26 protein-coding genes and 1 other RNA gene are annotated in these 25,692 nt (G+C 57.4%); 5 read left to right on the top strand and 22 right to left on the bottom strand.

Going from position 1 to position 25,692, the window contains the following annotated elements; translation table 11 throughout:
* Positions 1-279: 279 nt before the first annotated feature.
* The 9 genes from QP965_RS10885 to ftsE form a co-directional block, all read right to left on the bottom strand.
* Entirely contained in the window at positions 280-1,035 is a 756-nt protein-coding gene (locus QP965_RS10885) for an iron ABC transporter ATP-binding protein (protein WP_284767993.1), read from the bottom strand.
* Positions 1,032-2,015 carry an iron chelate uptake ABC transporter family permease subunit gene (locus tag QP965_RS10890; protein WP_284844912.1) on the bottom strand — a complete coding sequence of 328 codons (984 nt, stop codon included), beginning with the start codon at positions 2,013-2,015 and terminating at the stop codon, positions 1,032-1,034. The genes QP965_RS10885 and QP965_RS10890 overlap by 4 nt, the downstream gene beginning before the upstream one ends.
* Positions 2,005-2,970 carry an ABC transporter permease gene (locus tag QP965_RS10895; RefSeq protein WP_284844913.1) on the bottom strand — a complete coding sequence of 322 codons (966 nt, stop codon included), beginning with the start codon at positions 2,968-2,970 and terminating at the stop codon, positions 2,005-2,007. The genes QP965_RS10890 and QP965_RS10895 overlap by 11 nt, the downstream gene beginning before the upstream one ends.
* 62 nt (positions 2,971-3,032) lie before the next feature.
* Positions 3,033-4,028, bottom strand: a complete 996-nt coding sequence (locus tag QP965_RS10900; RefSeq protein ID WP_284844924.1) for a siderophore ABC transporter substrate-binding protein — start codon at positions 4,026-4,028, stop codon at positions 3,033-3,035.
* A gap of 156 nt (positions 4,029-4,184) precedes the next feature.
* Positions 4,185-4,565, bottom strand: a transfer-messenger RNA (tmRNA) gene (gene ssrA, locus QP965_RS10905).
* A 62-nt stretch (positions 4,566-4,627) separates the two neighbouring features.
* On the bottom strand, positions 4,628-4,984 hold the full coding sequence (locus QP965_RS10910) for a DUF488 domain-containing protein (RefSeq protein WP_284844914.1): 357 nt from the start codon (positions 4,982-4,984) through the stop codon (positions 4,628-4,630).
* A complete protein-coding gene (gene smpB, locus QP965_RS10915; protein ID WP_005322310.1) occupies positions 4,977-5,480 on the bottom strand; it encodes an SsrA-binding protein SmpB in 504 nt (167 codons plus the stop codon). Before smpB ends, QP965_RS10910 begins: the two co-directional genes overlap by 8 nt.
* Positions 5,481-5,524: 44 nt before the next feature.
* Positions 5,525-6,427 (bottom strand): permease-like cell division protein FtsX, encoded by a 903-nt coding sequence (gene ftsX / locus QP965_RS10920; RefSeq protein ID WP_284816093.1) that lies wholly within the window; start codon positions 6,425-6,427, stop codon positions 5,525-5,527.
* Positions 6,424-7,113 carry a cell division ATP-binding protein FtsE gene (gene ftsE / locus QP965_RS10925; RefSeq protein ID WP_150851432.1) on the bottom strand — a complete coding sequence of 230 codons (690 nt, stop codon included), beginning with the start codon at positions 7,111-7,113 and terminating at the stop codon, positions 6,424-6,426. The genes ftsX and ftsE overlap by 4 nt, the downstream gene beginning before the upstream one ends.
* Positions 7,114-7,222: 109 nt before the next feature.
* On the opposite strand from ftsE, the gene QP965_RS10930 reads away from it, so the two are divergent.
* A complete protein-coding gene (locus QP965_RS10930; RefSeq protein ID WP_284844915.1) occupies positions 7,223-8,842 on the top strand; it encodes an AbgT family transporter in 1,620 nt (539 codons plus the stop codon).
* 83 nt (positions 8,843-8,925) lie between these two features.
* On the opposite strand, the gene prfB is transcribed toward QP965_RS10930, so the two are convergent.
* Positions 8,926-10,029, bottom strand: coding sequence for a peptide chain release factor 2 (prfB, locus tag QP965_RS10935; protein ID WP_239273500.1), 1,104 nt, complete (start codon positions 10,027-10,029; stop codon positions 8,926-8,928).
* A gap of 60 nt (positions 10,030-10,089) precedes the next feature.
* Between prfB and QP965_RS10940 the strand changes: the two genes are divergently transcribed.
* Positions 10,090-10,926, top strand: coding sequence for an inositol monophosphatase family protein (locus QP965_RS10940; protein WP_284844916.1), 837 nt, complete (start codon positions 10,090-10,092; stop codon positions 10,924-10,926).
* A complete protein-coding gene (gene hisN, locus QP965_RS10945) occupies positions 10,919-11,701 on the top strand; it encodes a histidinol-phosphatase (RefSeq protein ID WP_150850962.1) in 783 nt (260 codons plus the stop codon). The genes QP965_RS10940 and hisN overlap by 8 nt, the downstream gene beginning before the upstream one ends.
* Here hisN and QP965_RS10950 read toward each other — a convergent pair.
* The 4 genes from QP965_RS10950 to QP965_RS10965 form a co-directional block, all read right to left on the bottom strand.
* A complete protein-coding gene (locus QP965_RS10950) occupies positions 11,698-11,958 on the bottom strand; it encodes a MarR family transcriptional regulator (protein ID WP_284844917.1) in 261 nt (86 codons plus the stop codon). The two genes, hisN and QP965_RS10950, sit on opposite strands and share 4 nt — an antisense overlap.
* Positions 11,955-13,877, bottom strand: coding sequence for a ferrous iron transport protein B (gene feoB, locus QP965_RS10955; RefSeq protein ID WP_284844918.1), 1,923 nt, complete (start codon positions 13,875-13,877; stop codon positions 11,955-11,957). Before feoB ends, QP965_RS10950 begins: the two co-directional genes overlap by 4 nt.
* Positions 13,877-14,122, bottom strand: coding sequence for a FeoA domain-containing protein (locus QP965_RS10960; protein WP_284767977.1), 246 nt, complete (start codon positions 14,120-14,122; stop codon positions 13,877-13,879). The genes feoB and QP965_RS10960 overlap by 1 nt, the downstream gene beginning before the upstream one ends.
* Positions 14,123-14,382: 260 nt before the next feature.
* On the bottom strand, positions 14,383-15,471 hold the full coding sequence (locus QP965_RS10965; protein ID WP_284844919.1) for a S1 family peptidase: 1,089 nt from the start codon (positions 15,469-15,471) through the stop codon (positions 14,383-14,385).
* Between the two features lie 149 nt (positions 15,472-15,620).
* Between QP965_RS10965 and QP965_RS10970 the strand changes: the two genes are divergently transcribed.
* Complete coding sequence (locus QP965_RS10970) at positions 15,621-16,064, top strand: DUF1990 family protein (RefSeq protein ID WP_284844920.1); 444 nt, start codon at positions 15,621-15,623, stop codon at positions 16,062-16,064.
* A 66-nt stretch (positions 16,065-16,130) separates the two neighbouring features.
* On the opposite strand, the gene QP965_RS10975 is transcribed toward QP965_RS10970, so the two are convergent.
* From QP965_RS10975 to QP965_RS10995, 5 genes are read right to left on the bottom strand one after another with little or no spacing between them, the layout of a single operon-like run.
* Positions 16,131-16,820, bottom strand: coding sequence for a kinesin (locus QP965_RS10975; protein ID WP_284844921.1), 690 nt, complete (start codon positions 16,818-16,820; stop codon positions 16,131-16,133).
* A 24-nt stretch (positions 16,821-16,844) separates the two neighbouring features.
* Complete coding sequence (locus QP965_RS10980) at positions 16,845-17,657, bottom strand: ABC transporter ATP-binding protein (protein ID WP_284844922.1); 813 nt, start codon at positions 17,655-17,657, stop codon at positions 16,845-16,847.
* A gap of 2 nt (positions 17,658-17,659) precedes the next feature.
* Positions 17,660-18,643 carry a FecCD family ABC transporter permease gene (locus tag QP965_RS10985; protein ID WP_225745789.1) on the bottom strand — a complete coding sequence of 328 codons (984 nt, stop codon included), beginning with the start codon at positions 18,641-18,643 and terminating at the stop codon, positions 17,660-17,662.
* The gene (locus QP965_RS10990; RefSeq protein ID WP_370633398.1) at positions 18,633-19,565 is read right to left on the bottom strand and encodes a FecCD family ABC transporter permease; all 933 of its coding nucleotides are present in this window, start codon (positions 19,563-19,565) and stop codon (positions 18,633-18,635) included. The genes QP965_RS10985 and QP965_RS10990 overlap by 11 nt, the downstream gene beginning before the upstream one ends.
* 29 nt (positions 19,566-19,594) lie before the next feature.
* On the bottom strand, positions 19,595-20,464 hold the full coding sequence (locus QP965_RS10995) for an ABC transporter substrate-binding protein (protein ID WP_284844923.1): 870 nt from the start codon (positions 20,462-20,464) through the stop codon (positions 19,595-19,597).
* 433 nt (positions 20,465-20,897) lie between these two features.
* Between QP965_RS10995 and QP965_RS11000 the strand changes: the two genes are divergently transcribed.
* Positions 20,898-21,026 carry a hypothetical protein gene (locus QP965_RS11000; RefSeq protein ID WP_255632095.1) on the top strand — a complete coding sequence of 43 codons (129 nt, stop codon included), beginning with the start codon at positions 20,898-20,900 and terminating at the stop codon, positions 21,024-21,026.
* Between the two features lie 64 nt (positions 21,027-21,090).
* Here QP965_RS11000 and QP965_RS11005 read toward each other — a convergent pair whose 3' ends face one another.
* From QP965_RS11005 to QP965_RS11015, 3 genes are all read right to left on the bottom strand, one after another.
* On the bottom strand, positions 21,091-21,714 hold the full coding sequence (locus QP965_RS11005) for a kinesin (RefSeq protein WP_284788895.1): 624 nt from the start codon (positions 21,712-21,714) through the stop codon (positions 21,091-21,093).
* Between the two features lie 410 nt (positions 21,715-22,124).
* Positions 22,125-23,924 carry a siderophore-interacting protein gene (locus QP965_RS11010; protein ID WP_284788894.1) on the bottom strand — a complete coding sequence of 600 codons (1,800 nt, stop codon included), beginning with the start codon at positions 23,922-23,924 and terminating at the stop codon, positions 22,125-22,127.
* A gap of 404 nt (positions 23,925-24,328) precedes the next feature.
* Positions 24,329-25,312 (bottom strand): ABC transporter substrate-binding protein, encoded by a 984-nt coding sequence (locus QP965_RS11015; RefSeq protein WP_049156174.1) that lies wholly within the window; start codon positions 25,310-25,312, stop codon positions 24,329-24,331.
* Positions 25,313-25,692 lie beyond the last annotated feature (380 nt).

Consider the following 25,692-nt stretch of genomic DNA (forward strand, 5'->3'; position numbering starts at 1 on the left):
CAATCAACACACAACCATGCACACAAAAAATAAAAAGTACATTGGCACACTATTGAGTTCTCAAACATCATCCGCACACCACAAAAAAATTAACTTCCCGTTAACCTCTCGTTGGCGGCTCGTACAAACTTACTCAAATCATTGAACCCTGTCAAATCCTTGAACCAAGCCCGTACAAAATTCGCAAAGAAGTAACCTCCCGGCTACCTCGCGGCGACTCGGATTAATGTAGTCCACCACAACCACACAACACAAACCCGCAGGACAACCCAGGTTCTTCTAGTGATAGCAAGCAATCTTTCCGTCTGGACCATCGATGACTCGGACCGGGGTGTTGAAGATGGACGTCAAAATGTCATCGCGAATGATGTCATCCACTGATCCAAATTCAACGATGCGGCTTTCTTTGCACGCACAGATGTAGTCGGCATACCGGGCTGCGAAGTTTATGTCATGCAGCACCACAACAATGGTCCGCCCAAGAGATTGCGCAGCGTCTTTGAGATGTCGCATCATCTCTACAGAATGAGCAATATCCAGATTGTTGAGCGGCTCGTCTAATAGGACGTATTCCGTCTCTTGGCACAGGACCATCGCTACATACGCACGCTGACGTTGGCCTCCTGAAAGCTCATCAAGATACCGGTGCTGCAATTCTTCTAGGTGGAAGAAAGCTATGTATGTGGAAATTACTTCCTCGTCATGCGGCGTTAGTCGACCTTTGGTGTAGGGAAAGCGGCCAAAGCCAATCAATTGCCGCACAGTCAGCTTGGTGACGAAGTGATTTTCTTGCCGCAGAATGGACACCACTTTTGCTAACTCCGCGGATTTCGTGGATTGGACGTCCTGTCCGGCGACTTCGATCGTGCCCTCGTCCATGTCCAATAGACGGCCAATCATGGTGAGCATGGTGGATTTGCCAGCTCCATTGGGGCCAATCAAGGCGGTAATTCCGCCTTTCGGGATCCGCAGGTTGAGCGGACCAATAGCCACTTCCCCAGAGTAGCGTTTGGATACGTTCTTTACTTCGATCACAGTCGCCCCTTTCGCAAGATGATAAAGAGAAATGCACAGCCGCCCACGAGCTCAATGATGATGGACACCACGCCTTGGGCGGCGAACACGTGCCGCATGAGGAAATAGGCGGCGGTGAGCAATAAGAAAGCCAGACCAATGGCCATCGGGAAAATGAAGCGCTGGTCATAGGTATCGGTGAACTGATAGGCCAACGTGGCAACCAAAAATCCCAGGAAGGTCATAGGTCCTACCAAGGCTGTTGTCGTGGCCATCAAGAGGGACACCAAAATCAAGGTATAGATTGCATGGCCTTTGTGGTTTACTCCCAAATTCGTACTGACATCGTTGCCCAGGGATATCGCATTCAAGGTACGCGCATTGAGTAGCAAGAGCGTTGCCACGATCGCAACGATGGGAATGACGATGGGATAGTAGTCTGATTCCGCATTGTTGATGGAGCCGAATAGGCGCGCGGTGAGCACATCAAATTCGCTCGGCGTAAGAATTCGCTGCATAAACGTAGATAGGGATCCCAGGCCACCACCGATGACCACGCCAACCAGCAGCATGGCGTGCATATTGTGCGTGTTATTGGTCAGTAGCCACGAGTACAGCACCAAGGACAGCCCCACCATGAGCGCCATTTGGAATAGGAATGTGGGGAGTGTGCGGGCGTCGTTAAGCCCTGCTGCTCCAAGGAAGAAGATGGTCGCAGTATTGATCGCTACATACAATGACTCAAAGCCCATGATGGATGGGGTAAGAATCCGGTTATTCGTAACAGTGTGAAAAGCCACCGTAGCCATCGCCTGGCACACCGCCACAATTGCCATAGCGATGAGCGCGTCCGCGCGGCGCTGCGCAATGAGCCAGAATTTGCGCGATCCGAACTGCATCGGATTGTCGTATGCCAACCAGGCGAAGGCAAAAGCCAAGGCCAGAGCCCATACGCAGGCTAGAGTGAGCCAATACCTTTTCCGCGAAAGTTTAGCGTGCACGAGTGGACCTCACGATCATCACAATGAAGACAACCGCACCGAGTACCCCAAGAATCACCGAGACTGGCATCTCAAAAGGTGCGATAATGATGCGCCCTACTAAGTCGCACACGGTCACGATGCCTATGCCCAAAAGGCAGACCCACGGCAAGTTGGAGCGCAGGTCATCCCCACGCACCATCGACACCACATTGGGTACGATGAGCCCCAAGAATGGCAAAGAGCCAACGACGACAGTGACGACGCCGGTAGCCACGGCAATCAAGCTCGTGCCCAGCAAAAGCATGCGGTTGTAGTTGAGCCCTATGTTGGTGGCGATATCTTCACCAAGCCCAACAACGGTGAGCCGGTCGGCATAAATAAATACGGCGGCCAAAACCGCTAGCACCAACCAGAGAACTTCATATTGCCCCTTGTACACAGAGGTAAAAGAGCCCATGAACCAAATTCCCAGCTGCTGCAGCATATCGGCTTGCAGGGCAAAGAAGCTGGAGACTGCAGAAATCACAGCTCCCACCATGATGCCGACGATGGGCACAATGAGCGAGGACCGCAAGGTCACGCGGCGCAGAAAGAGGAAGAACACAATGGTGCCGATGAAAGAAAAGGCTACGGCTCCCATCATCTTGACCAGAATTGACGCGGTCGGAGCGATCCACAAGACGAAGAGCAGGCCAAGGCCCGCCCACTCAGTGGTTCCCGTGGTAGAAGGTTCTACAAAGCGATTCTGGGTCAACAATTGCATGACCAGCCCGCTCATGGCCATTGCGGCACCAGCGAGAACGAGCGCTATGGTTCGCGGAAGCCGAGTGATGCCGAACATGGCTGCACCGTCCTCGGCGCCGAAGACGTCGTACTGCCCCAATAACAAGGAGGCAGCGAGCAGGGCACAAACACTCAGCGCTCCAAGGCCAAGCTTCCAATCCCACAGCGCACGGCGCGTGGTAGTTTCCATTGTTCTCCTCTCACAGACAAAGGCCGGAGGGCCCCTCCCTCCGGCCTTGGCGTGCGCGCTGGCTAATTCTTTTCGAAGGCGTCCGCCATCGCGTTCAACGTTTCCGTGTAGGTAATGATGTTTTCGTTGGTGTAGGTATCCTGCGGAGCGGTAACGATGCGGCCTTCCTTGACCGCGGTCACGTTCTTCAGCGCGGAGGAATCTTCTACCAGCTTTTGACCTGGGGTATATCCTTCTTCATCATTGGCTATGGCGCCATCGCGATCCATGACGAGGATATAGTCCGGGTTGGATTTGGCGATCGCTTCCACCGAAATATCGTCACCCTCGTGGTCATCGCTGGCATTGTCTACCTTGAGCGCTGGGGTCATACCGATTAGATCGAAGAGTGGCCCATAGAAGCGTCCCTTACCTGGGGCAATGTAGTTAATCTCCCCGCCAGAGGTATTTACTGCCATGATCTTTTTGTCCGGATCATAGGCCTTCTTGGCGCGTTCCAAGGCAGCATTGAAGTCATCAACCAGAGCTTTGGCGTCATCCTCGTGTCCAAAAATTTTGCCCATCGCCTCTGTCTGGCGGATTAGCTCTTTCGCCATATCCTCGCCGTCCCGTGGGGTGAAGTCCACCACCGGGGTTCCATCAACAAGGGATTCCAGGTCATCTTGATACTGGCTGAAGCGCTGACCATTAACCACAATATCTGGGTCCGCAGCCACCAGCGCTTCCAAATCTGGTTCGCGGTGGGAGCCTAGGTTGGCCTCGACGCTGTCCTCATTGATGCCTTTGGAAAGGGTATCCGGCACCAAGTCGAGAGGAGCAGCCACGATATTGACACCCCAATCTGACAGAATCTCGAAGGCACGGTTATCAGTTACAGCTACACGCTCATACGGAGGATGAAGTTCCTGTTCCCCGTTATTGTCCTGCAGCGTGAGCGCGCTTGCCGACGCCCCCTTCTCCTCCCCCACTGCTCCATCTTCCGCGGGACTGCAGGCAGTCACTGCCAAAGAAGCGGCGATAACCGCAGAAACAAGAGAGCGATGAATATTCTTCACGATGAATTCCTTATGGACGGGAAACAAATACCAGCCTAACCTAACTTAGGTCGCCCTTACAGTTCAAGGCTTAGGGTAACCTTACCCCCACCGGGTGGCGAGAGGGAGTTGTAAGAAAGGGAAAAACGAGAAAAGGCCCCCGATTTCTCGGGGGCCTATCGGTGGAGCTGCCGGGAATTGAACCCGGGTCCTTCGTCACCTTGCCAGGGCTTCTCCGTGCGCAGTCCGCACAGAATCTCTGCTCGGCCCTCCGGATCGGGCGAACACGTCCGGATGATGAGCCCAGTCACCAGTAAGAGTCCCGACTGGTCCTGATGACCCGGCCAGCCGGCTAGTTCCTTAGTCGATGCCAGGATCTAGGTCAGGAACGAAACCTAGGCTGACAGACACGCGTCGCTGTAATTAGGCAGCGAGGGCGTAGTCACGCTGAGAGTTCTTCTCTGCGTTTATTGGTTGCTACGACGCTTATACGGTGGTCGTTAGCCTGCACCGGCACGCTTCCCCTGGCGCAGTGCACGAAGTCGAAACCAAATCAACCCCATGCTGTAGGGACGGGATAGTGCATCTTCCCTACGGTTCGTTCAACACTACCCCACCCGCTTTTATTTCCTCAAGTGCTCCTCTAACCACTCCTTGAGGACGACCGCGTGGTTGACCGTGCGGTTGGTGGCGGCGAAGAGGAGGGTGGCGTCGGCAAGCGCACGCAGCTGGGCGAGCTCGTCGGAGTCATTGTCATCGAGCTCGGCCTTGTAGCGGCGGGCAAACTCGTCGAAGCGATCCTCGTCGTGGTTCCACCACGTGCGCAGTTCGGGGCTCGGCGCGACGTCCTTGAACCACTCCTCGTAGTCCAAGTCGCTCTTGGCGACGCCCCGAGGCCACATCCGATCCACCAGAACCCCAGTGCCATGGATGGTGTCCTCGCCCTTGACTACGTCATGAACCTTCGCTGTCTTAAACATTGATCCCCTTCACGCGGCGGCCGAGCTCGCGGGAAATTTCGCGGTCTTGGTCGCGACGCTTAATATCCTCTCGCTTGTCGTAGTCCTGCTTACCTTGGGCCAGCGCGAGCGAAAGCTTCGCGTAGCCATTCTTGAGGTAGACCTTGAGCGGGACCAAGGTCTTATTGCCGTTGCGCACCTGCCCGTAGAGCTTGTCGATCTCGCGGCGGTGCAGCAAAAGCTTGCGGGTGCGCCGCGGGCTATGGTTCGTCCACGAGCCCATGGAGTATTCCGGGATGTGTAGGTTGCGCAGGTACACCTCGCCATCGTCGATGGTGGCGAAGGCATCATTGAGCGAGATTTTTCCTTCCCGCAGGGATTTGATCTCGGTGCCGAGTAGGACGATGCCACACTCGTATTCCTCGAGGATCTTGTAGTCATGCCGGGCCCGGCGGTTGGTAGCGAGCGTTGCTTCGCCGGACGCCGCCTTCTTATTCTTCTTGCCCTTCTTAGCCATAATTATGGCAGTGTAGTGCCCTTTTGGCTGCCCCAGCAAACGGGCTATTTGCGCACATAGGACCGCAGGGTGATATGTGCCGTGACGGCGGTGACCACCAACGCCAGCAAGCCCACGAGAGGCAGGGCAATCCAGAGGTCGCCGGATTTCATGGGGGCAAGCAGCTGGGATTCATACAGGCCTTGCAGGGATGGGTCCACCACTTGGGATTTGCCCAGGAAGATTCCGGCACCACCCAAGACCACGCCGATGAGCGAGGCCAGCACTGCTTCCAGTACGAACGGCGCTTGCGTCATCCACCGGCTCGCGCCCACCATGCGCATGATTTCCGTTTCACGGGTGCGGTGGAACGCGGCGATCTGCACCATATTAGCCACCAAGAAGATGGCCGCCACGGACATCACGATGGCCAGCACAAAGGTGGCATTGCGGATAGAGTCCAGGTTGCTTGCGGCATCACGCACTTCTTGCTGCTGGTCGACGACGTCCTCTACCGCCGGATTATCCCTAATCGCATCGATCGCAGAAGCGTCTTCTGGATCCTTCAGGCGCACGTGGAACGCCGCCGGCAGTGCGTCGGGCGAGGTTTGTTCCACCATGATGGGATCGGTGTCTTGGAAAAGCTCCTTGAACCGCTCATAGGATTCCGCGCGGTTGCGGTACTCCACGGACTCGACGGAATCATCCGCGTCGAGCTGCTTCTTGAGATCCGCGCAGGCAGGAGCTGCGCAATCCGGGTCACCGGCGGAAATGTCCTCATTGAGCTGGACCATGACCTCGACGCGGTCGAGATAGATCTCCTTCGTGTCCTTGGTCAGGTTGGTCACCATGATGCCGGCGACAACGAGGCCTACGGCAATAGCGGTGGTGATGATCATGGCGATGGTCATGGTCAGGTTGCGGCCAAGACCCTTGGTGGCCTCGCGGAAAATAAAACCTAGCTTCATGCTTCCCCCTCGTACATCGCCTCGTGCTCATCGCGCACAAGGACTCCATTGCGCAGCTCCAGGACACGCTTGCGTGCCCTATTAACGGCGCGGGCATTATGGGTGGACATGACCACGGTGGTGCCACGGCGGTTGATGCCCAGCAGTAAGTCCATGATCTCGTCGGCGGTGGAGGGATCGAGGTTGCCCGTGGGTTCGTCGGCAAGCAAAAGCTTCGGCCGATTGACCACCGCGCGCGCAATGGCCACGCGCTGCTGCTCGCCACCGGAAAGCTCGTGGGGATACGCATCGCGGCGATCCTCTAGTCCCACCAGGTCCAAAACCTGCGGGACCGAGGTGGAGATGCGGTACTTGCTCTTGCCAATAACCTCCAGCGCAAAGGCCACGTTTTGGTACACCGTCAGCTTGGGAAGCAGGCGAAAGTCCTGGAACACATAACCAATGGACTGGCGCAGCGCGTTGATCTGCTTGCCCGAAAGCTCATTGACGTGGAAATCATCGAAATAAATATCGCCCTTGGTCACGTTGCTATAGCGCACCATGAGCTCCAAGAAGGTGGACTTACCGGAGCCGGACGGACCAATAAGGAAGGCGAATTCGCCATCCGCAATCTCGAAGGACACCCCGTCGAGCGCTGGACGAGACTCGGCGGAGTAAGCCTTAGTCACGTTGTCGAATCTAATCACGCGAATCACTGTAGCAATTAAAGTTGACACCACGCTGTGAACTGTATTTAAGTAATGTGGTCTAAGACACTAATTTGTTCCGACCCAATCGACAGAAAGTGCCGATACAATGGCCGAAACCGAAACTAAAGAAAAACCACGTTCTGCAAGCGGCTTCCTAGGCACTGTAGAAAAGATTGGCAATAAGCTACCGGATCCATTCTGGCTCTTCGTCATCCTCGCCGCCATCGTCGCTGTGACCTCTTGGCTAGGACACCTCGTCGGCATGACGGCCGAGGACCCCAAGACCGGCGACACCATCGAAGTAGAATCCCTGCTGACCACCGAGAATATCTCGCGCATGGTTACTGATGCAGTGGAGAACTTCACCAGCTTCCCACCGCTCGGCGTCATCCTTGCCGTGATGCTCGGCGTGGCCGTGGCGGAGCAGTCTGGCCTGCTTTCCGCGTTGGTGCGCGCGATGGTGACCAAGGTTAGTGCGAAAATGCTGACCTTCGTTGTGGCGCTGGCCGGCGTGACCGGCTCCGTGGCCTCTGACGCCATCTACGTCATCCTGATCCCACTGGGTGCAATGGCCTTCCACGCCGTAGGCCGCTCCCCCATCGTGGGCGCGATGGTGGCCTTCGCAGCATCGTCTGCCGGCTTCAATGCCTCGCTGATTCTGAATATCACCGATCTCCTGCTGGCGGGAATTTCTACCCCGGCCGCACAGTTTGTGGACCCAGAATATGAGGTCAGCCCGCTGGCCAATATCTTCTTTGTCATCCCATCCGCAGTGGTGCTCTCGCTCATCATTACCGCGGTCACGGAATTCCTCATGGTCAAAAAGGCCCGCGAGCTCGTGGACCACGACCACATTAATTATGAAGAGGTGTCTTTTTCCAAGGCCGCCGGTGGGGCCACCGCGGACACAGAAGAGGATGAGGAGTACGACTTCACCGATGATGAAGAGGCAATGCGCATCAAGCCCAACGAGCAGCGCGGTCTGATTGCTTCCGGCATCGCGCTCGTGCTCTTCCTTGCCGCCTTCTTTGCCTTGCTATTTATTCCCGGCTCCCCGCTGGCGAGCCAAGGGGATAGCTTCATGGAATCGCCTCTGATTAGCGCCATCGCGGTGCCGATTGCCCTGGCTTTCTTGGTATGCGGCATTGTCTACGGCCTGGCGGCAGGCACCGTGAGGTCAGCTGCTGATGTGCCGGAGTTTATGGCCAAGGGCATCGAGACCCTCGTTCCCATGCTGGTCCTCTTCTTCGCGGTGGCACAGTTCCTGGCCTGGTTCGAGTGGTCGAACTTGGGCGTGTGGACTGCGATTAAGGGCTCCGAGCTGCTCCAACACTGGTCTTTGCCGCCGCTAGTCATGTTTGCGGCACTGGTGGCCATGGTCGCACTGCTTAACCTCTTCATCACCTCCGGTTCCGCCCAGTGGGCGCTGATGGCCCCGGTCATCGTGCCGATGATGATGTATGTGGGCGTCTCGCCTGAGGTTTCCCAGATGCTCTTCCGTATCGGTGACTCTCCGACGAATATCATCACCCCAATGTCGCCCTACTTCGCCTTGGCGTTGACCTTCCTGCAGCGCTATTACAAGCCAGCAGGCGTGGGTACTTTGATGTCGCTGGCGCTGCCCTACTCGCTGTGCATGTTGGTGGGCTGGTTCATCTTCTTCGTCATCTGGTATCTCATCGGCATCCCGCTGGGACCGGGCGCGCCGATGGACTACGTGGGTTAGGTCCATATAGATCAGGCCGAACTGAGGATTTTCTCCCCTCAGTTCGGCCTTTTCGCGTTCAATTCAGCCCGATCAGTATGGACCTAATCCTGGTCTTCCTGTTGCTGCATGCGCCAGCGGATACCGGATTCAAGAAAGCCATCGATATCGCCATCGAGCACCTTGGAGGGATCGCCCACCTCAAAATTGGTGCGTAAGTCTTTGACCATCTGATACGGGTGCAGCACGTAGGAGCGCATCTGGTTGCCCCAAGAGGCGTTGCCACCGGCGCCCAACGCATCGAGCTCGGCTTGTTCCTCTTGGCGCTTGCGCTCCAGTAGCTTTGCCTGCAGCACGCGCATGGCCGAGGCCTTATTTTGAATCTGCGACTTTTCATTCTGGCAGGTCACCACAATGCCGGTGGGAATGTGGGTCAGGCGCACCGCCGAGTCGGTGGTATTGACGGACTGTCCTCCAGGGCCAGAAGAGCGATAAACATCGACGCGCACATCGTTATCCGGGATATCAATGTGATCAGTTTGTTCCACCACCGGCAGGACTTCTACCTCTGCAAAGGAGGTCTGGCGCCGCCCTTGATTATCAAAAGGCGAGATGCGCACCAGGCGGTGCGCTCCCTGCTCCACGGAGAGCTGGCCGTACATGTATTCACCGTGGACGACAAAGGTCGCGGACTTGATGCCGGCCTCCTCTGCATAGGAGATGTCATAGACGTCAACCTTGTGGCCGTGCTTTTCTGCCCAGCGCGTGTACATGCGCATGAGCATTTCGGCCCAGTCGGCCGCGTCCACACCGCCGGCGCCGGAGCGGATATTGATAACCGCCTCACGCGGGTCATATTCACCAGAAAGCATGGTGGTGACCTCCAGCGATTCGATGGCCGACTCCAGGGAATCGAGCTCATCATCTGCCAAGGAGGTATCGCCCTCTTCTTCCGCGAGTTCGTACATCACGGGCATGTCCTCTAAGCGCCCGCGCAGCGATTCCAGCTTGCGGACCTTAGCCTGCGCTGCGGAAAGCTCGGAGGTGACCTGTTGCGCGTGGGCGGGGTCGTCCCACAAGGACGGGTCGCCGGCCTGGGCCTCTAGTTCCCGAATGCGGGCAGCCAAAGCCTCCGGGTCCATAACCTTCTCAATGGTGGTCAGGGTGGTTTCCAATTGCTTGAGCCGTGCTGTTACTTCGGGACGCATAGGCCCCTATCCTACCCACCCGGACTGCATAATTAGCCATCGGCCGCGTTTAGGGTGACAATGGTGGGCATGGATCAAAAGCCGAGCTTGCAGGAGATGATCGACGCGGTCATCAAGACCTTCATTGTCGCGCACGCGGATGACGGGGATGCGCACCTAGCGCAGGCCCTTGTCTATAACGCCGGCCGCCTAGCCTGGCGCCTGCGCGAGATGGGCGTCGACGTAGAGCACAAGACTTCTATCTCGGACGTTGTTACGGATGCGGACAGGGCGGCCGAGCGCTTCGTTGCGGGCGTGCTCGAGGCCGTGCGCCCGGAAGACGGCATCCTCGGCGAAGAGGGTGCGGCCCGCGAGTCCCAGTCCGGCCGCACCTGGGTCATCGACCCGGTCGATGGCACCTACAACTTCTCTTCCGGCTCCGATTATTGGTGCTCTGCCCTCGCGCTTACCGACGCCACCGGGATCACCCTCGGCGCCGTCCACCGCCCCGCAATGGGCTATACCTGGTTCGGCGGCCGGGACTACCCCACTTCCCTCGACGGCAAGGAGGTAGCTCGCTTGCAGGAGAAGCCGGCCGAACAGATTTCACTATCCACGTATCTGCACCCAACCTCGCTGGTGGATGCGGATATCCGCGGGGCATGGCAGCGCGTGGCGGAAAACTTTGCTACAGTCCGTATGCTCGGTGCCGGTTCTGTTGACCTGTCCTCCGTGGCCGATGGCACATGGGGCGCATGGATGCAGCATTCGGTGGCGGATTGGGATTGGTTCCCCGGCAAAGCCCTCGTGGAGGCAGCCGGCGGTGCTGCCCGCAAGGTAGAAGCCGGCGGTGTCGAATGGTGCCTGGCCGGCAATAAACAGGTAGTGGATCAGATGGAGGATTGGCTCCGTGGGTAAGTTCAAAGAAGACTTGGGCCTCGCGCTCGAGCTGGCGGGCCATGCCGATGTAGTGACCATGCATCGTTTCGAGGCCTCAGACCTTTCCGTCAAGGAAAAGCCAGATATGTCTCCCGTATCGGATGCGGATCTCACCTGTGAGAAGCATATCCGCGAGTCCCTCAAGCGCTCCCGCCCGCGCGATGAAGTGCTGGGTGAGGAATACGGCGGCGAGGCCTGCTATAAGGGCCGCCAGTGGGTCATCGATCCCATCGACGGCACCAAGAACTTCGTGCGTGGCGTCCCCGTATGGGCCACGCTCATCTCCCTTTTGGAAGATGGCGAACCGGTAGTCTCGGTGGTTTCCGCACCCGCCCTGCGCCGCCGGTGGTACGCAGCCAAGGGCGCTGGTGCCTTCCGCGTTTTCGGCGGCGAGCCGAAGCGCTTGAGCGTATCCCACGTGGAAAAGCTCGCCGATTCTTCGCTGGCCATGAGCTCGCTTACCGGATGGGCCGAACGCGGCCTGCGCGATCAGTTCCTCGCGCTCACGGACAAGACCTGGCGCCTGCGCGGCTATGGTGATTTCTGGTCCTACTGCCTCGTGGCCGAAGGCGCGGTAGACATCGCCGCCGAACCCGAGGTGTCCTTGTGGGACCTCGCCGCGCCTTCCCTCATCGTGACCGAGGCCGGCGGTACTTTCACGGACCTGGACGGAAACCCCGGCCCGCACGGTGGATCCGGCGTCGCCTCCAACGGCCTGCTCCACAAGCACGCCCTTGCCGCACTGCAGGGCTAGGGATTTCTCCGCAGCTGGAGCAGAACTGGGCCGCGGCGCTCGGCAACCGCACCCGAACAACCACCCGCCTGCGCGCAATTTCCGCAGCCACCGCTAGGGCACGAGGTCAGCGATTCTCTCACTAGCTCCTCGCTGCGCTCGAGGTAGGCCAAGATTACCTCCACGGTCCCCTGCCCCAACCCCGCCGCCTGTGCAATGTCGGCAGGATTGGATTTTCCCTGTGTGATGGCCTCCTTGACCTTCTCCGTGGGGCTCATAGGAAGACCTTGAGGATTTGAAATACTCCTACCGCAAGGAGCCAGGCGGTTGCTAGCTGCAGCGCAAACCCGATGAGGGTCCACTTCCAACCTATTTCTCGCCGCTGTGCGGCCACCGTGGCCACGCAAGGGGTATAGGCCAGAAGGAAGACCATATACGCCCACACCGCAGCCAGCCCGTGCCCACCAGAGGCCGCATCGAAGTCGGCGCGAATATGGCTAGCCAACGGAGATTCTGCTTGCTCCTCTGGTGCATCGTCAGTGACGTCTTCTACCGCATACGTCTGAGCCCAAGTGGAAATGAGCGTCTCCTTCGCCACGAACCCGGTGACAAGCGGCCCGGTGAGGGACCAAGAATCAAACCCAGCAGGTGCAAAGACCGGGGACATCGCTTTAGACACCGCACCGTAGGCGGAATCTTGCGGCGGTACCGCCTCTTCGTTGAAGGAGTGCCCACCAGTGACCGGAATAGACATCAACAACCAGATGACCACGACCGTAGCCACAATGATGCCTCCGGCGGTGTGCAAAAATCCTTTGAGTCTTACCCACATGACCGACACGGTGAGTTTAAACGTAGGCAGCTGATAGGCCGGAAGATCGATAACCAGGGCTTCGGATGGCATGGCGCGCCATACCGTACGACGCAAGGCGAGGCCTACCAACACCACCAGTGCGATAGACAGCACGTACATGGCGAAAACTGCGGAACCAGCATGAGCTGGGAAAAACACCTGCGCCAGCATCATGAATACGATGAGCCGGGCCGAACATGAGGTGAAGGGGATAAGCAGGCAGGTGAGGATGCGATGGCGGACGTCGCCAAGCACTCGCGTAGCCGAAATCGCCGGGACATTACAGCCATAGCCCACCACAATGGGGATAAAGGCCTTGCCGGGCAGGCCGATGGCGCGCATCACGCGGTCAGTGACCACCGCCGCGCGCGCCATGTAACCGGAGTCCTCTAGCACCGCCAAGCACAGAAACATCAGCGCGAGGAGCGGCGCAAAGGTGAGCACCATGCCCACACCACCGATGAGCCCATCTACCAGCAGGCCCGTTACCAGCCAATGGTCTGGGAGGATGCTGCGCGCTGCATCGGATACAGGGCCAGTAATGAACGCCTCCAATCCGTCCTGCAGCGGCCCTGCGACCGTAGTGGTGATAAAGAAGACGGCCCACATCACCACCAGGAATAGAATCGGTCCGAGCACTGGGTGCAATACCAAGCGGTCTACGCGCTGGCTAAGTGGCTCCCCCACATTTTCATGGCTGACTGCAACTTTCTCGGCCGCATCCAGATCCGCGAAGCGCTGGTCCACATCGGCGTTGGGCCGGATAGTCTGTGGCTCCGTCTGCATTGCTTTTGCAACGGCGCCCTCCAGCGCATCTAGATTTTCTCGGCGGCGTCCATTGACGCTGACCACCGGCATGCCCACGGCGCGCGATAGCGCGGAGGTATCGATGCTTATGCCCTGCTGCTTGGCGACGTCCTCTTTAGTCACCCCCACCACCACTCGATACGGGTATTCCGCAATTTGGAATGCGAGGTTAAGCCCTCGCGCCGGCGCAGTGGCATCCACCAACACCACAACCACATCTGGGCGCTCACACGGTGGGCACTCAACGAGCATATCTCGGGTGAATTCCTCGTCCGGACTCATTGGTTCCAAGGAATAAGCACCGGGCAGATCGATGATGTCGAAGGCCTCTGGCCGCGCATTCCACAAACCACGGCTGACTTCTACGGAGGTACCCGGCCAGTTGCCGGTCTGGACCTTCGCTCCGGTCAACGCGTTGAACAAGGTAGATTTGCCGGAATTTGGAGCCCCGACCAAGGCTAGGACAGGCGTTCCCTCCGCGGCGATACGCATGGAGGATGCGGAATGACAGCTTGGCGCTGCGGTTTTGCGTGCCATTATGCTGACACCGGGATAACTTCGAGCTGGCGCAGCGTATGCGCATCTACCGCATACCGAGCACTGCCGATAGTAACCAAGCGCGCCCCACCGGCCACCTTACGCCCGATCTGCACGCGCACCCCTGGCCGGAATCCCAGTTCACGCATACGCAGCGCCAACGCCGGCTGCGACTCAATCGCATGCCGCAGGCAGCATTCAGGTAGTTCTACCAATGCGTCCACTGGGGCTTGATCGGCACGCATACATTCAGACCTTTCGCAGGTCTGCTGGGTGCGGGTGCGGGACAATAAGGACAGCTGCAACATCGCGCGGTCACCTCGGTTCTCTCGGTCCGGCTCACGCCGGTGATGTTAGCCACACCTAAGTAGCTTCTAGATAAGGCTAACCTTAGTCCCCGCAAGCAATACACACAAGATCCGATTGACTGTGATTATCAGCACTGGCCAGAGATACACAAAGCCCGCTCCCCAGGCTGGGAAAGCGGGCGAAAGGCTCGGCGAGGCTAGTCCTCAGGCAATGTAAAACCAGCGCCTACGCCGCCACGGCGATTCATATCCTCCAGGACTGCATCCATGGTGGTTGCGGCGGTTGGGTTATGGACCGGCCCCTGCAATGGGGTACGGCACGGGAAATTCACCGGCAGGAAACCACCGGTAATCGAGCCAACTAGGCGGCCATTGACCAACAATGGAGCGCCGGAATCGCCCATCATGGCACACACCTGGTTAACCTGAATCTTCTTTGCCTGCTGATAGGTCATGCCGCAGGTCTTGCCGGTAGCGACACCCTGCTTGCACACCTGCTGCCCCGGCTTAACGCCACCACCCAACTCATTGACGGTCACGCCATTATACGAACGGGATACCTTGGCCTTAGAGCCGAACTCAATGACGGCGTAATCCAGGTCCTCGTTCTTAGACACTACGGTGCCCGTCGGGCCGATCTGCTCCGAATCGGCGGAGGTAACAGGATCTCCCACATTGCCGCAGTGCGCGGCGGTCAGACCCACCTTGCGGCCAGCATTATCATTGCCCGCCACGGTCAAGGTGCACATCGATTCCTTATTGACATAGAGCGGGGTGCCTGGGCCGTAGAGCGACTCGCCCTCATTCATGGCCGCAACAGATTCTTCGGGAATGCGTGGGGCATCAAACATAGAGCCCGGAACGCGGTGCAATACGTAGTCAGCCTGTGGCTTGCCCGCAGCTACCTTGGAAAATCCATCATTTTTCCACTTGTAGTTCGGATTGGTGCCCTTAGGTTTAAATTCCGGCTGGGTAGCCTGCTCCGCTAGGCCGATGGGATTCGGGTTGGTCATTGGCTCCGCGTACTGCGCCTGCTGGGCCGTATGCTGCACGGCTTGCTGCGCGTTGTGCACAGAGGAATCTACGGCGTCGGTGACGTTCTTATCCACCTGCGGGGTTTGGATACCAACCCCCGCCAGGCCATCTCGGACCTGGTTAATAATCCCTGCGGAGTCGAAATCCGGTTGGGGCAATTCCTGGGCGCCTGCGGCCGGGGAACCCAGGAAAAACGCACCAGCGAAAGCCGAGCCCACCAGGACTTTCTTGAGGTGCGGTATGCGAAGCATCAAGGTACCTACTTTCAGTTGTCAACATCGTGCAAGCTCGATACTGGCACGAAAAAATTGTGGAAACAGCAAACTGCTGTGACTGTGTCCAAGCCGTTATATTTCTTCCAGAATTCGGGGGTGATCACCCCTCCCCTATCATTGGCCACATGGTCACACCGCTGTCTTATTCCGATACCTCTGGCTTCCCGCAGCTGCACATGTCACGAGTCATCGACTCTGATTTTGATACCGCCGCACACCGGCTATTCCGCTGGTCAATCCAACGCAGCGGCCTTTTCCGCGTGCGCCCCACCCATGAGGTGGTAGAGCTCGGCGCGGAGGTCACCATGGGCCTCGGCCCATGGGATTTTCGCTGTCGCGTAGTCGATGTCTTCCACGAAGACGGCCGCTGCGGGTTCACCTACGGCACCCTTCCCGGACACCTCGAGCGCGGCGTAGAAACCTTTACCCTTGAGCGCCTGCGCGACGGTCGCACCCTGCTGCTTATCGACGCCGCCTCCGAGCCCTTCCTCCCCTTCCTGCGCCCACTCGTGGACGTGCCAAGGCGCCTGCTTATCAGCCGACTCTACCTTCGCGCCTTGGACGATTAGCAGGATTGCATACACGACAAAAGCCGCCTCCCCGACCTCGGGAAAGCGGCTTAGTCTCAGCGCTGGTTAGTTCTTGCGCTTGTCCTCGATGGACTCGCGAGCATCACGGACAGCGCCCTTGACACGGTCAAAGAAGCCGCCCTTCTTCGTGGACTCCTCTTGGTACTCGTGTGCCTTGTCCTCCACGAAGCCCTTAGCGCGCTGGAAAGCATCGCCGACGGCGCTACCGGCCTCGGATGCCTTGCCCTTTAGCTGATCCAGACGCTCAGAGGACTGCTGACCGTTAACGTTGTCCTGGTTCGGCGCAGTAGCAACACGCTCCTCGTGTGCTTCGCCTACGATGTGCTGGCTTGGAGCGTAGTCCGAGTTATCCTCATCCAGCTTCTCCTGCAGGTCCGGTTGCTGCGGGGCGGAACCAATGTGCTCTTCCTGCGCGCCGCCTACGATGTGCTGGCTCGGCGCATAGTCAGCGTTGTTCTCATCCAGCTTCTCCTGCAGGTCCGGCTGCTCGGAGGCAGAGCCTACATGCTCTTCGTCGGCGCCAGCAACGACGTGATTCTGCGGCTCGTACTTGCTGGCGGTAGATAGGCCGGCTGTGCCCGCGGCGCCTGCCGCTGCAACCCCTGCACCTGCTGCAGCCGCGCCGGACCGAGCGGAGGTGCCAGAGTTAGCTGCCGAAGACACAGTGTCCTCAGATGCCAGGTACTTGTATTCGTTGCGATCCAGGTCAACTTCGTGGCCTAGTTCGTTTGCCATTGCTACGTACTCCTTTAAATAGATTTATCTTCTTCCTTCTAGGGTTCCAGAAAATTCAGGAGCGTGCACAGAAATGGGTATGGGAAAGCGTCGACCGGTGGAGGGATCAGTCATCTCTAAACACTCAACATGGAAGGTTTCGCGTACGAGTTCAGCAGTCATCACCTCCTCGGTGGCCCCTTCGGCCACAATGCGTCCCTCACGCATGGCTACGATTCTATCGGCGTAACGCGCGGCATGGACCATATCGTGGACCACCATGACCACTGTGACCCCGGCGCCATTGAGATCTCGAATCAGATCCAAAATGGACAATTGGTGCGCGGGGTCGAGGTAAGTAGTCGGCTCGTCAAGCAAGGTAATTGGCGTTTCTTGGGCCAAAGTCATAGCGAGGAAGACGCGCTGGCGCTGACCACCGGAAAGATCTGCCGCGGGGGCGTCGAGAAGCGCGCTCACCCCAGCACGCGAGGCAGCACGCTCAACCGCTGCATGATCTCCGGCCCGCATCGTCGCTAGCGCCCCTGTATAGGGATATCGGCCGTAACCGATGACGTCACGCACTAATACCCCTTCCGGAGCCACGGGATGTTGTGGCAGAAAAGAAACTTCACGGGCAAAGGCACGCGAGGAATACTTGCTGATATTTTGGTCCGCGAGGTGCACCGCGCCTGCGCTGGGCGTAAGTTGGCGGCCCAATGTCTTGAGAAGCGTCGATTTGCCGCAGCCATTCGGCCCGATCAGAGCGGTTACTTGACCTCTGGATAAATGAAGATTTACGTCCTTGACCACATCGGGTCCACCGTAGCCCACGGTTAATCCGCTGCACGTCAGTGTCATGTCTAGCCTCCGTTTCGCACTCGGGTCAGTCGAGTCAATAGGAAAATGAAATACGGTGCACCGATCAGCGCGATGAGCGCGCCAACGGGGATTTCCGTGGGGGCGAAGGCCCAGCGACCGAGCGTATCGCATGCGGTCACAAGGACCGCGCCGCCTAGGGCCGCCACGGGTATTTGCCGGCGCAGGTTCGCGCCAACAACCAAGCGAGCAGCATGGGGGACGATGAGTCCGGCGAAGCCCAAGACCCCGGCCGCGGCGACTCCCGCGGCACCGAGGAGGACGGCTAGGGCTACTGCTATTAGGCGCCACATCTTGGTGCTCACGCCGATGCCGGCCATGGTCGAATCATCCAGCACGAGCATATCCAGGTGTCTTGCCACCACCATTGCGACGGTTAGGGCGAGAAGGATAAAGGGGGCGACAATGGTGGCATCGCCAAGCGAGCGGGCGTAAAGCGAACCTTTCAGCCATGTCATGGCCGCTCCTGCCTCTGGGGCGGCCCGCACTAGGAGCAATTCGGTGATGGCGCCCAGCCCAAAAGATACCGCCACCCCGGTAAGCGGCAGTCGCACTGGGTCACTTGCCCCGCGTCCGGCGAGGAGAAGAACCAACCCAGTTCCCGCCAACGCGCCAATAAAGGCGATGAAAGTCAGCAGGTGGGCCGGCAGGGTGCCTGCTCCCATGAGTACCGCAACGGCCGCGAGTCCGCCGCCGGAGGTAATACCCACCGTATCTGGTGCGGCCAGAGGATTGCGTAGCGCGGACTGCAATAGACAGCCAGATACGGCCATGGCAATACCTGCGCAGATTCCCACCAAGATCCGCGGGGCACGGTACTTCCAGATGAGCGGCTCTCCGGTAACGAAGGCGGTGAGCACTTCGCCCGGCGGTTTCATCACCGCACCGACGCCCATGCCGATTATTGCGCTCAACGCCAACGCCAGGATGAGTCCTACTAGCACCCCAACAAATCTCTTATGCCGCATGCTTCCTCCTCCCCAGCGCATGGACGGACCACAACACTAATGGCATGCCAGCCAAAGAAGTCACGATGCCCACTGGGGTCTCGGCCGGCGCCCAGATTGCCTGGCCAACCGAATCGGCCACCAGAAGCACCGCTGCTCCAACAAATCCAGCCACGCACAGCCCCATGCGGTGGTGCGGGCCGCACACCCGCCACGCTACGGCCGCGGCCATCAACCCCAAGAAGCCAATCGGCCCAGTTGCAGCTACGGCCGGAGCAATAAGCACTACCGCCGCCACAATGGCTGCCAACCGAATGCGCTCCGGCTTCGCGCCGACAGCACCAGCCACGGCATCGCCTGCTACGAGCAAGTCCAGCGTTTTTGCACCGACTAAGGTCAAGGGAACCACGACCAGCACGGCAATCAGCGCCGGCATGATACCGCTTAGGCGCACACCGGCAAGCCGACCAGAAAGCCATGACATCACCGTAGCCAGTTGAGCTTCATCTACTACCAAGAAAATGGAGGTCAATGCGCTACACAGCGCGGAAACAGCAACGCCAACGAGTACCATGCGCTGGATCGCACCGCTCTTACCGACGCCCACCGTCACCCCCACAGCAATCCCCGCACCCAACAGCGCACCGGGCAACTGGTCAACACTCGAGGTTTCGCTTCCTATAAACATTGCTGTTGCGACTGCGCCGAGTGCCGCACCGGAGTTCACACCAGTGATGGACGGATCGGCTAGCGGATTCGCAGTTGCCGTCCGCAGCAATAACCCGCCTACCCCTAATGCGATACCGACGACCGTGGTAGCAAGGAGACGGTCAAAGGCCACGCTATGCAGCTCTTCTTCCAGCCACGGGGTATCAGCTGGCACCTGAACATGGCGAAGCCGCCACCACCACACGAAGGCGACGGCAGCGGTTGCAAGGACCAGGCAGGCGCTGGTTTTAGTTCGAGGTGCCACTACTCTTCAGCGGCGATGATGTCATCGAGCATATGCTCGGCGGAAAGCGGCCCGCGGGCGCGCGACCAGATATCTTGGTCCACCTCTACGATGTCGCCGCTACCCTTGGCATAGGGCGTCTTTTTAAACGCATCGACGTCCTTGTACATAAAGACTAGGTCAGCCTTCATACCAGGGAGCTTATCGCCGGTCAGTTCCGCTACATCAGTCTTAGATTCGATGGATGACTTCTCACCTTCGAAGGCATAGTCATAGCCCACCTCACTTAGTAGCGACTGGGGGAAGGAAGGGTTGACCCAGGTATAGAGCATCTCACTGGACCACCCAGCCACGACCGCACGACTCCCCGGCTTTACCGTGTCCTTGGTCTGAGCAATCTTGTCCTCGATGCGCTGACGGACATCTTTAGCCTTTTCCTCTTTGCCGAGTTTGGCCGCGATCTCATCCATCGAGTCCAGCACGTCCGAGTAAGTTTCATCTGGGTAGGATTCCGTCTGCGCAATCTCTTCCAGCTGCGGCATGATATCAGCTTGACGGGTAGGGCTAGCCAAAATCAGATCTGGTTCCAAAGACTGGATAACCTCCAAGTTCGGCTGCTTGGCTTGGCCCACGGAGGTCGCCTGACCTAACTGGCCCTTCAAAGTAGTCGGTGCCTCCGACTTACCGATTTCCACGATTCCCACTGGGTCCACATCGAGGGCCTTGAGAATTTCCTCGTAGCGCCAATCAAGCGCCACAACTCGCTCGATCTTCTTTTCTCCGTTTCCTTCAGAAGAAGAATCAGAAGAACACGCAACAAGGCCTGCCCCTACAGCTAAGGCGGATACGAACGCAAGAACTACACGCACTTTCGTGAAATATTTTAGCATAGCTTTACCTTAGATTAATAAGGGTTTGCTGTCTAGGATTGATTACTTGTCTCGCCAATACCGACGATATAGCCACGTTATGAGCGCCATAAGACACCGAAGTGACAGTGGCGTGGTGCACGTACGCATCCCCTTGTTTCTTCAACCCCTCGGCGCCGGAAAAGTTCATCGTTTGATGGAGGCACGCGAAAAGCATTCATATATGCATTGCTACCACTGTCATCGGACGTCACTACCTAGACCAAAACCAGCACTACTCAGCAGGGACATAAATCCCTACAACGCTCTGATCTACCGCAGCTTCCAATTCCTGACGGCTAATCACGTATTTGCGGCCCAATTTTCCCCTCCAATGTAGAACTCGTCACCCTTGATAGCATTCAGATCCGCCACAACAGGAAGGGTTTCAGGAACCCCAATCGGGCCGATACGATTGCGCGATGGGCGGACGCTGCTGCTTATCGATGCCGCCTCCGAGCCCTTCCTGCCCTTCTTGCGCCCGCTTGTCGATATCCCCCGTCGCCTGCTCATCCGCCGGTTCTACCTGCACGCGCTGGACTAGCACGACAGCACAAAGGCCGCTGCCTCTCCCCCTACGGGAAAAGCAGCGGCCTACGCGTAGTTAACTACTTGCGCTTCTCATCGAGATTATCGCGAGCCTCGCGCACAACGTCTTTCACGCGGTCAAAGAAACCGCCCTTCTTACCAGATCCTTCCTGGTACTCCTGGGCCTTGTCTTCTACAAAGTCCTTCGCGCGGTTGATGGCTTCTTCGACGACATTGCCGGCCTCGGTGACCTTGTCCTTCAGGTCATCAAAGTCATCGCGCTCATCATCTTCCGCATTCTCTTCCGGCTGCTCCGGCGCGGTGCCGATGTGCTCTTGCTCGGCCTCGCCCACCACATGCTGTAAGGGCTCATAGTCCGCGTTATCCTCGTCCAACTGTTCTTGCAGATCGGGCTGCTCCGCCGCAGTGCCGACGTGCTCTTCCTCAGCGCCGGTAACGACGTGGTTCTTTGGCTCGTAATCGCTCTGGGTCGCGGCATCATTCTGCTCATCTGTGTTCGCCGTTACGGCGGCGTCGGCAGCAGCAGTTCCAGCAGCTGCAGCTCCTGCGGCCCCAGCTCCCGCTGCCGCAGCCTTGCCGGATTCAATCTTGTTGCCCTCGGCATCAGTGGATGCCAGGTAGGTAAACTTCTCGCGGTCCACGTCTACTTCGTGGCCAAGGGCGCGTGCAGTTTCTTTAGCCATTGCTTTGTACTCCTTAACTAGATCTATTTTCTCCTATCCTAGCGTTCCAGAAAGTTAAGGTGCGTGCACGGGGAACCGGAATTGGAAAACCGGAAGGCTCTTTTGTGATTTCGGTGTCCCTCCCTTCAGTGAGAGATACGGCTGAGCCTCGGGTTGTTCAAAACAACCGCGTTTCGCCAAAAATCGAGCCGAAAAGTGGACAAACGCGGTTGTTTTGGGCATTCCGCCGCCGCGCCAACACAACGTCGCGGTCGAAAAGGCTCTCGCCCACGGAGTCGGCTGAACAACGTTCGCTTACTTCACCGTGTCCACCACGCTTATGGCAACCACAGCCACCCGGCTCCCGCGCGGGACCGTGGTCCGCAAATGAAAGGTTAAGCTTGGGGATTTTGGCCTACCGAGGTTCTTCTTTAGGAATTCGCTTCTGCTTCCAGGACGAAAAGGTGTTTGCCCCAGCCAACAGCCGTGGCTGAAGAAATTAAAGTGCCGCTATCAGCGGTAGCAGCGCTGACATCGTCCTGAGTCGGCACCTTGGTGCCGAACATCGAAAGCCTCACCATGTCCTCTTCATAGGAATGCTCATCGCCGCCGGTTTCCTCGAGAACCTCAGAAAGGATATAGGCCCGACGGAACGCATCCCCGTGAGTTGCCCGGCCTAATTGGGCAGCCACCTCATTGCCACCAAAGACGCTCCAGGGATCAATGAAAATTACATCAGTTGCCCACGCATAGTCCGCCTCGGTAGGGTTGAAGCCGCTTCCGTCGCCACTCGTTTCACATCGTTCACGAGAAACTCCTGCGATTTCCCCTAGTACTGCTTCCGAGGGCGCATCGGTAATAATCCGGCTCTGGGCCTGCTCACATCGCCGGAGAATTTCATCCGCATATACTGCACCTCCCTGGCCAATGATGAGAACACGAGCGGTGTCATCCAAGTGCTGCTGCAGCGCCTGTGCAGCGGATGGAGCAGTCCACCCAGCGCTCACATTCTTTTGCTCAAAGCGCTCGGCGGCGAGTTGTGGGTCACGGCTCACATATTCTGACCATGGCAAACCCCTTTCGCCTTGCGGTGCCGACTCACCGGTACGAAGGCTGTGTTCAAGGCGCATCAGCGCCATCGCCTCAAGATGCGCGGGCCCGCTTAGCCAACGCACCACATTTGAATCTGGGTCCGCCAGTTCCGTTCCCATTGCGGTCAAGGCGAGGGTGGTTTCGCTAACTTCGACAAGTTCAAGAGCCGCCAGGTAACGGATAAACCTCCGCAACGCCTCCTCGTGAAGATCTGTTGCAGCAGCGAGGGCAGGAACAGTATTGGCACCCGCATCGATCTCTTGGAATAGGCCTAAACGTACGGCAGTGCGGAGCGCAAAGGCTGAATTCAGCTCAGCCAAATCGTGGATATTGTGCAAGACACTATTGCTACTGCTCGTTGCGCTTTCTTTGCCGCCTTTCCGGCTAGTGCGCCGCCAGTATCCTGTAATCTCCTGATGCTCAGGGGCAATTCCAGAAACCTTGAACAAACGTCGCAGTGTTTTCAGCCGGGAGGCCTCCCCCGCCGCCCACACGTATGCTTCGCCATTAGGCAACTGTGAATCAGCGCTCTCTTCAAAGAGCGCACTAGCCTTTTCTACGAAGCCCTCGCCCTGGTCACGTATCGCCCAGTGGATCTGTACTGAATCCGGAATATCTAAGTCTTGAATATCAGCGCTTGTCGGAACCTCTACCACCGCAATCGCATCATGCCCAGACGGGAGCGATTCCAGGCAGCGGCCGATGGCTGGGAGCGCAGTCTCGTCTCCTGCCAACAAAAGCCAATCGGTGTGCGTGGGTAACTGTGCACACGACTTCGGGCCTGCCACAAAAATGGGGTCCCCGATGCGGACACTCTGTGACCAGTTTTCGGCCAAGCCCTCACCATGGCGCGCAAAATCAATTGCTAATCGCCCGTTTACAGCGTCAAAGTAGCGAACCGTGTATGTGCGGAATAGATTCTTAACGGCTTCTGGCCACAAGAGGTTACCATCGTTTTGGGCGATTGGGTGCGGCCGCTCTCCAGTTTCCGGATCTGGGAAGATGAGCCGAACATCGTCATCAAAACCATGGCTTAACAATGAAGGAACGGAAATACCATCGCGTTCATGCTCCTGGAGCTGTTCCCCGCTAAGCGTAATACGCCGCATGGCTGGCGATATATCTTCGATGTTTTCCACATATAATTCCCGGTAAGAAATTGGATAAATTTCCCTGCTCCGGCTGTTCCTTGGCATATTTGAGACCATTCCCCTCTCGGTCTAGATGGCTTTTAATTCACTTTGTTCGATGGCCTATTTTCTTATTAATTTTTTGCTGGTGCTTTGAACGCCTCTCCCAGCGCCAAGCATTTTCCAGCTCACCTACATACCTTTAATGCAGTCATCGTGCTGCACCGATGGACGAATATGCGGGAAGCGTGAGGCCAGGTTTTCGGTTTCGGAAGGGCAAGAACGGACGCACCACTACCTTGGATACAGTCCATTGAAGAGAACGCCTTCCGATAAATCGGAAGGCGTTGGCGACTACCTGCCGCAGTGGAGTAAGCCCCACCTAGCAGGCATCGGAGTTGTGCGGACCTTGACTACTTTCCAACTTTTTCCAGCGTCGGCATCGTCTTATCCAGCACCCAAGCTCGACTCAAGCTCGTCGGGTTGTTGAGTCCGGCAACGATGGCTGAATCACCGGCAAGAGTCGCATCGGATTTCACCTGCGGAAGATCTTTGTATCCCGGAATGTTTTCAAATTCTTCGATTGAGCCGTCGCGGTTATAAATAACCATAAAGTCAGCGGCCAGGTAGGACACGTTTTCCGGAGAAAGCGTGACGCGGCCCTTATCAACTGGAACGGATCCGTCCGTCAGCTTGTCCGGGAACTTCATGCCCAGATCGTAGATGAAGGAGGCACCTGGATCCTCGGGGTCAGCAACGGCACCAAAGGATCCCTGGGCAAATTGGGAAACAATGCCGGTCTTACCGGAGAGGTTAGGCAGTTTTTCCTTCACGTCGGAGAAACGCTTTTGATCCTCTTCAATGGCTTTCTTCGCTTCGGATTCCTTATTGAAGATCTTGCCCAATGCTTCTAGCTGAGATTCCCAGCCGATGCCCTCTCCCTTATCGGAGATTCCGCCGAGAGTCGGTGCGATTGCAGACAATTCCTTGTAATTAGCCTCAGAAATTGTCCAGTAGTCACCAACGATGAAGTCGGGTTCGATTGCCGCGATTTGTTCTTGTGGCAGAGTTTTGAAATCTGTCTGATCGATTACCTTGACGCCATCGAGCTTCTCTTCACGCCAAGGCGAATTCTTGTCTATTCTATGCTGCACAACAGCTGCTGGTTTAATTCCAAGTTCCAGCAGGTTATCAACGGCCGTCCCCACTGCAACCACATTTTGCGGATTGACCGGATACGTATCCGTACCGCGGGCGTGCTCAATGGTCACGTCCTCTGCAACTTCGGAGGTTGTTGCCGCTTCATCGGTTGAATCCTTCGACGAGCAGCCTGACAGAACCAATCCGGCACAGATAGCGGCAGCGATAAATGACCGCGCGCCCCTTTTTACTGACATCCCTTTTCCTTAAAGTCGGTTTCCTGAGGTTGCCTTTCAGCTCTTTTCATCGGATTTTCCGGTAGACCCGAAGGCAACTTTCAAGTTAGGTTAGCGTTACCTAAGCCACGTTGCAACAGATTTGTTAAACTATTTTCCTATAGATATTTCCTATTTACAAGACTCCTAGTCCCACACCCGCACAAGACTCATCCCCGGCTATAAATAAGTGCGGACCTAAGAAAATGCTGCTTGACGATGCACTTCCGGGCGGCGGGTCGGCGGAACGACCGGCTCCCCACAAAGCGAAAACCGCCCCCACACATGAACTGCTCCCCATTAGTTGGACTGAGAAATCAGTTGCCAACAACTAGTGGGGAGCATTTTCTTTGAGAGCACGT

The organism is Corynebacterium sp. MSK074 (assembly GCF_030229735.1).
GTDB lineage: Bacteria > Actinomycetota > Actinomycetes > Mycobacteriales > Mycobacteriaceae > Corynebacterium.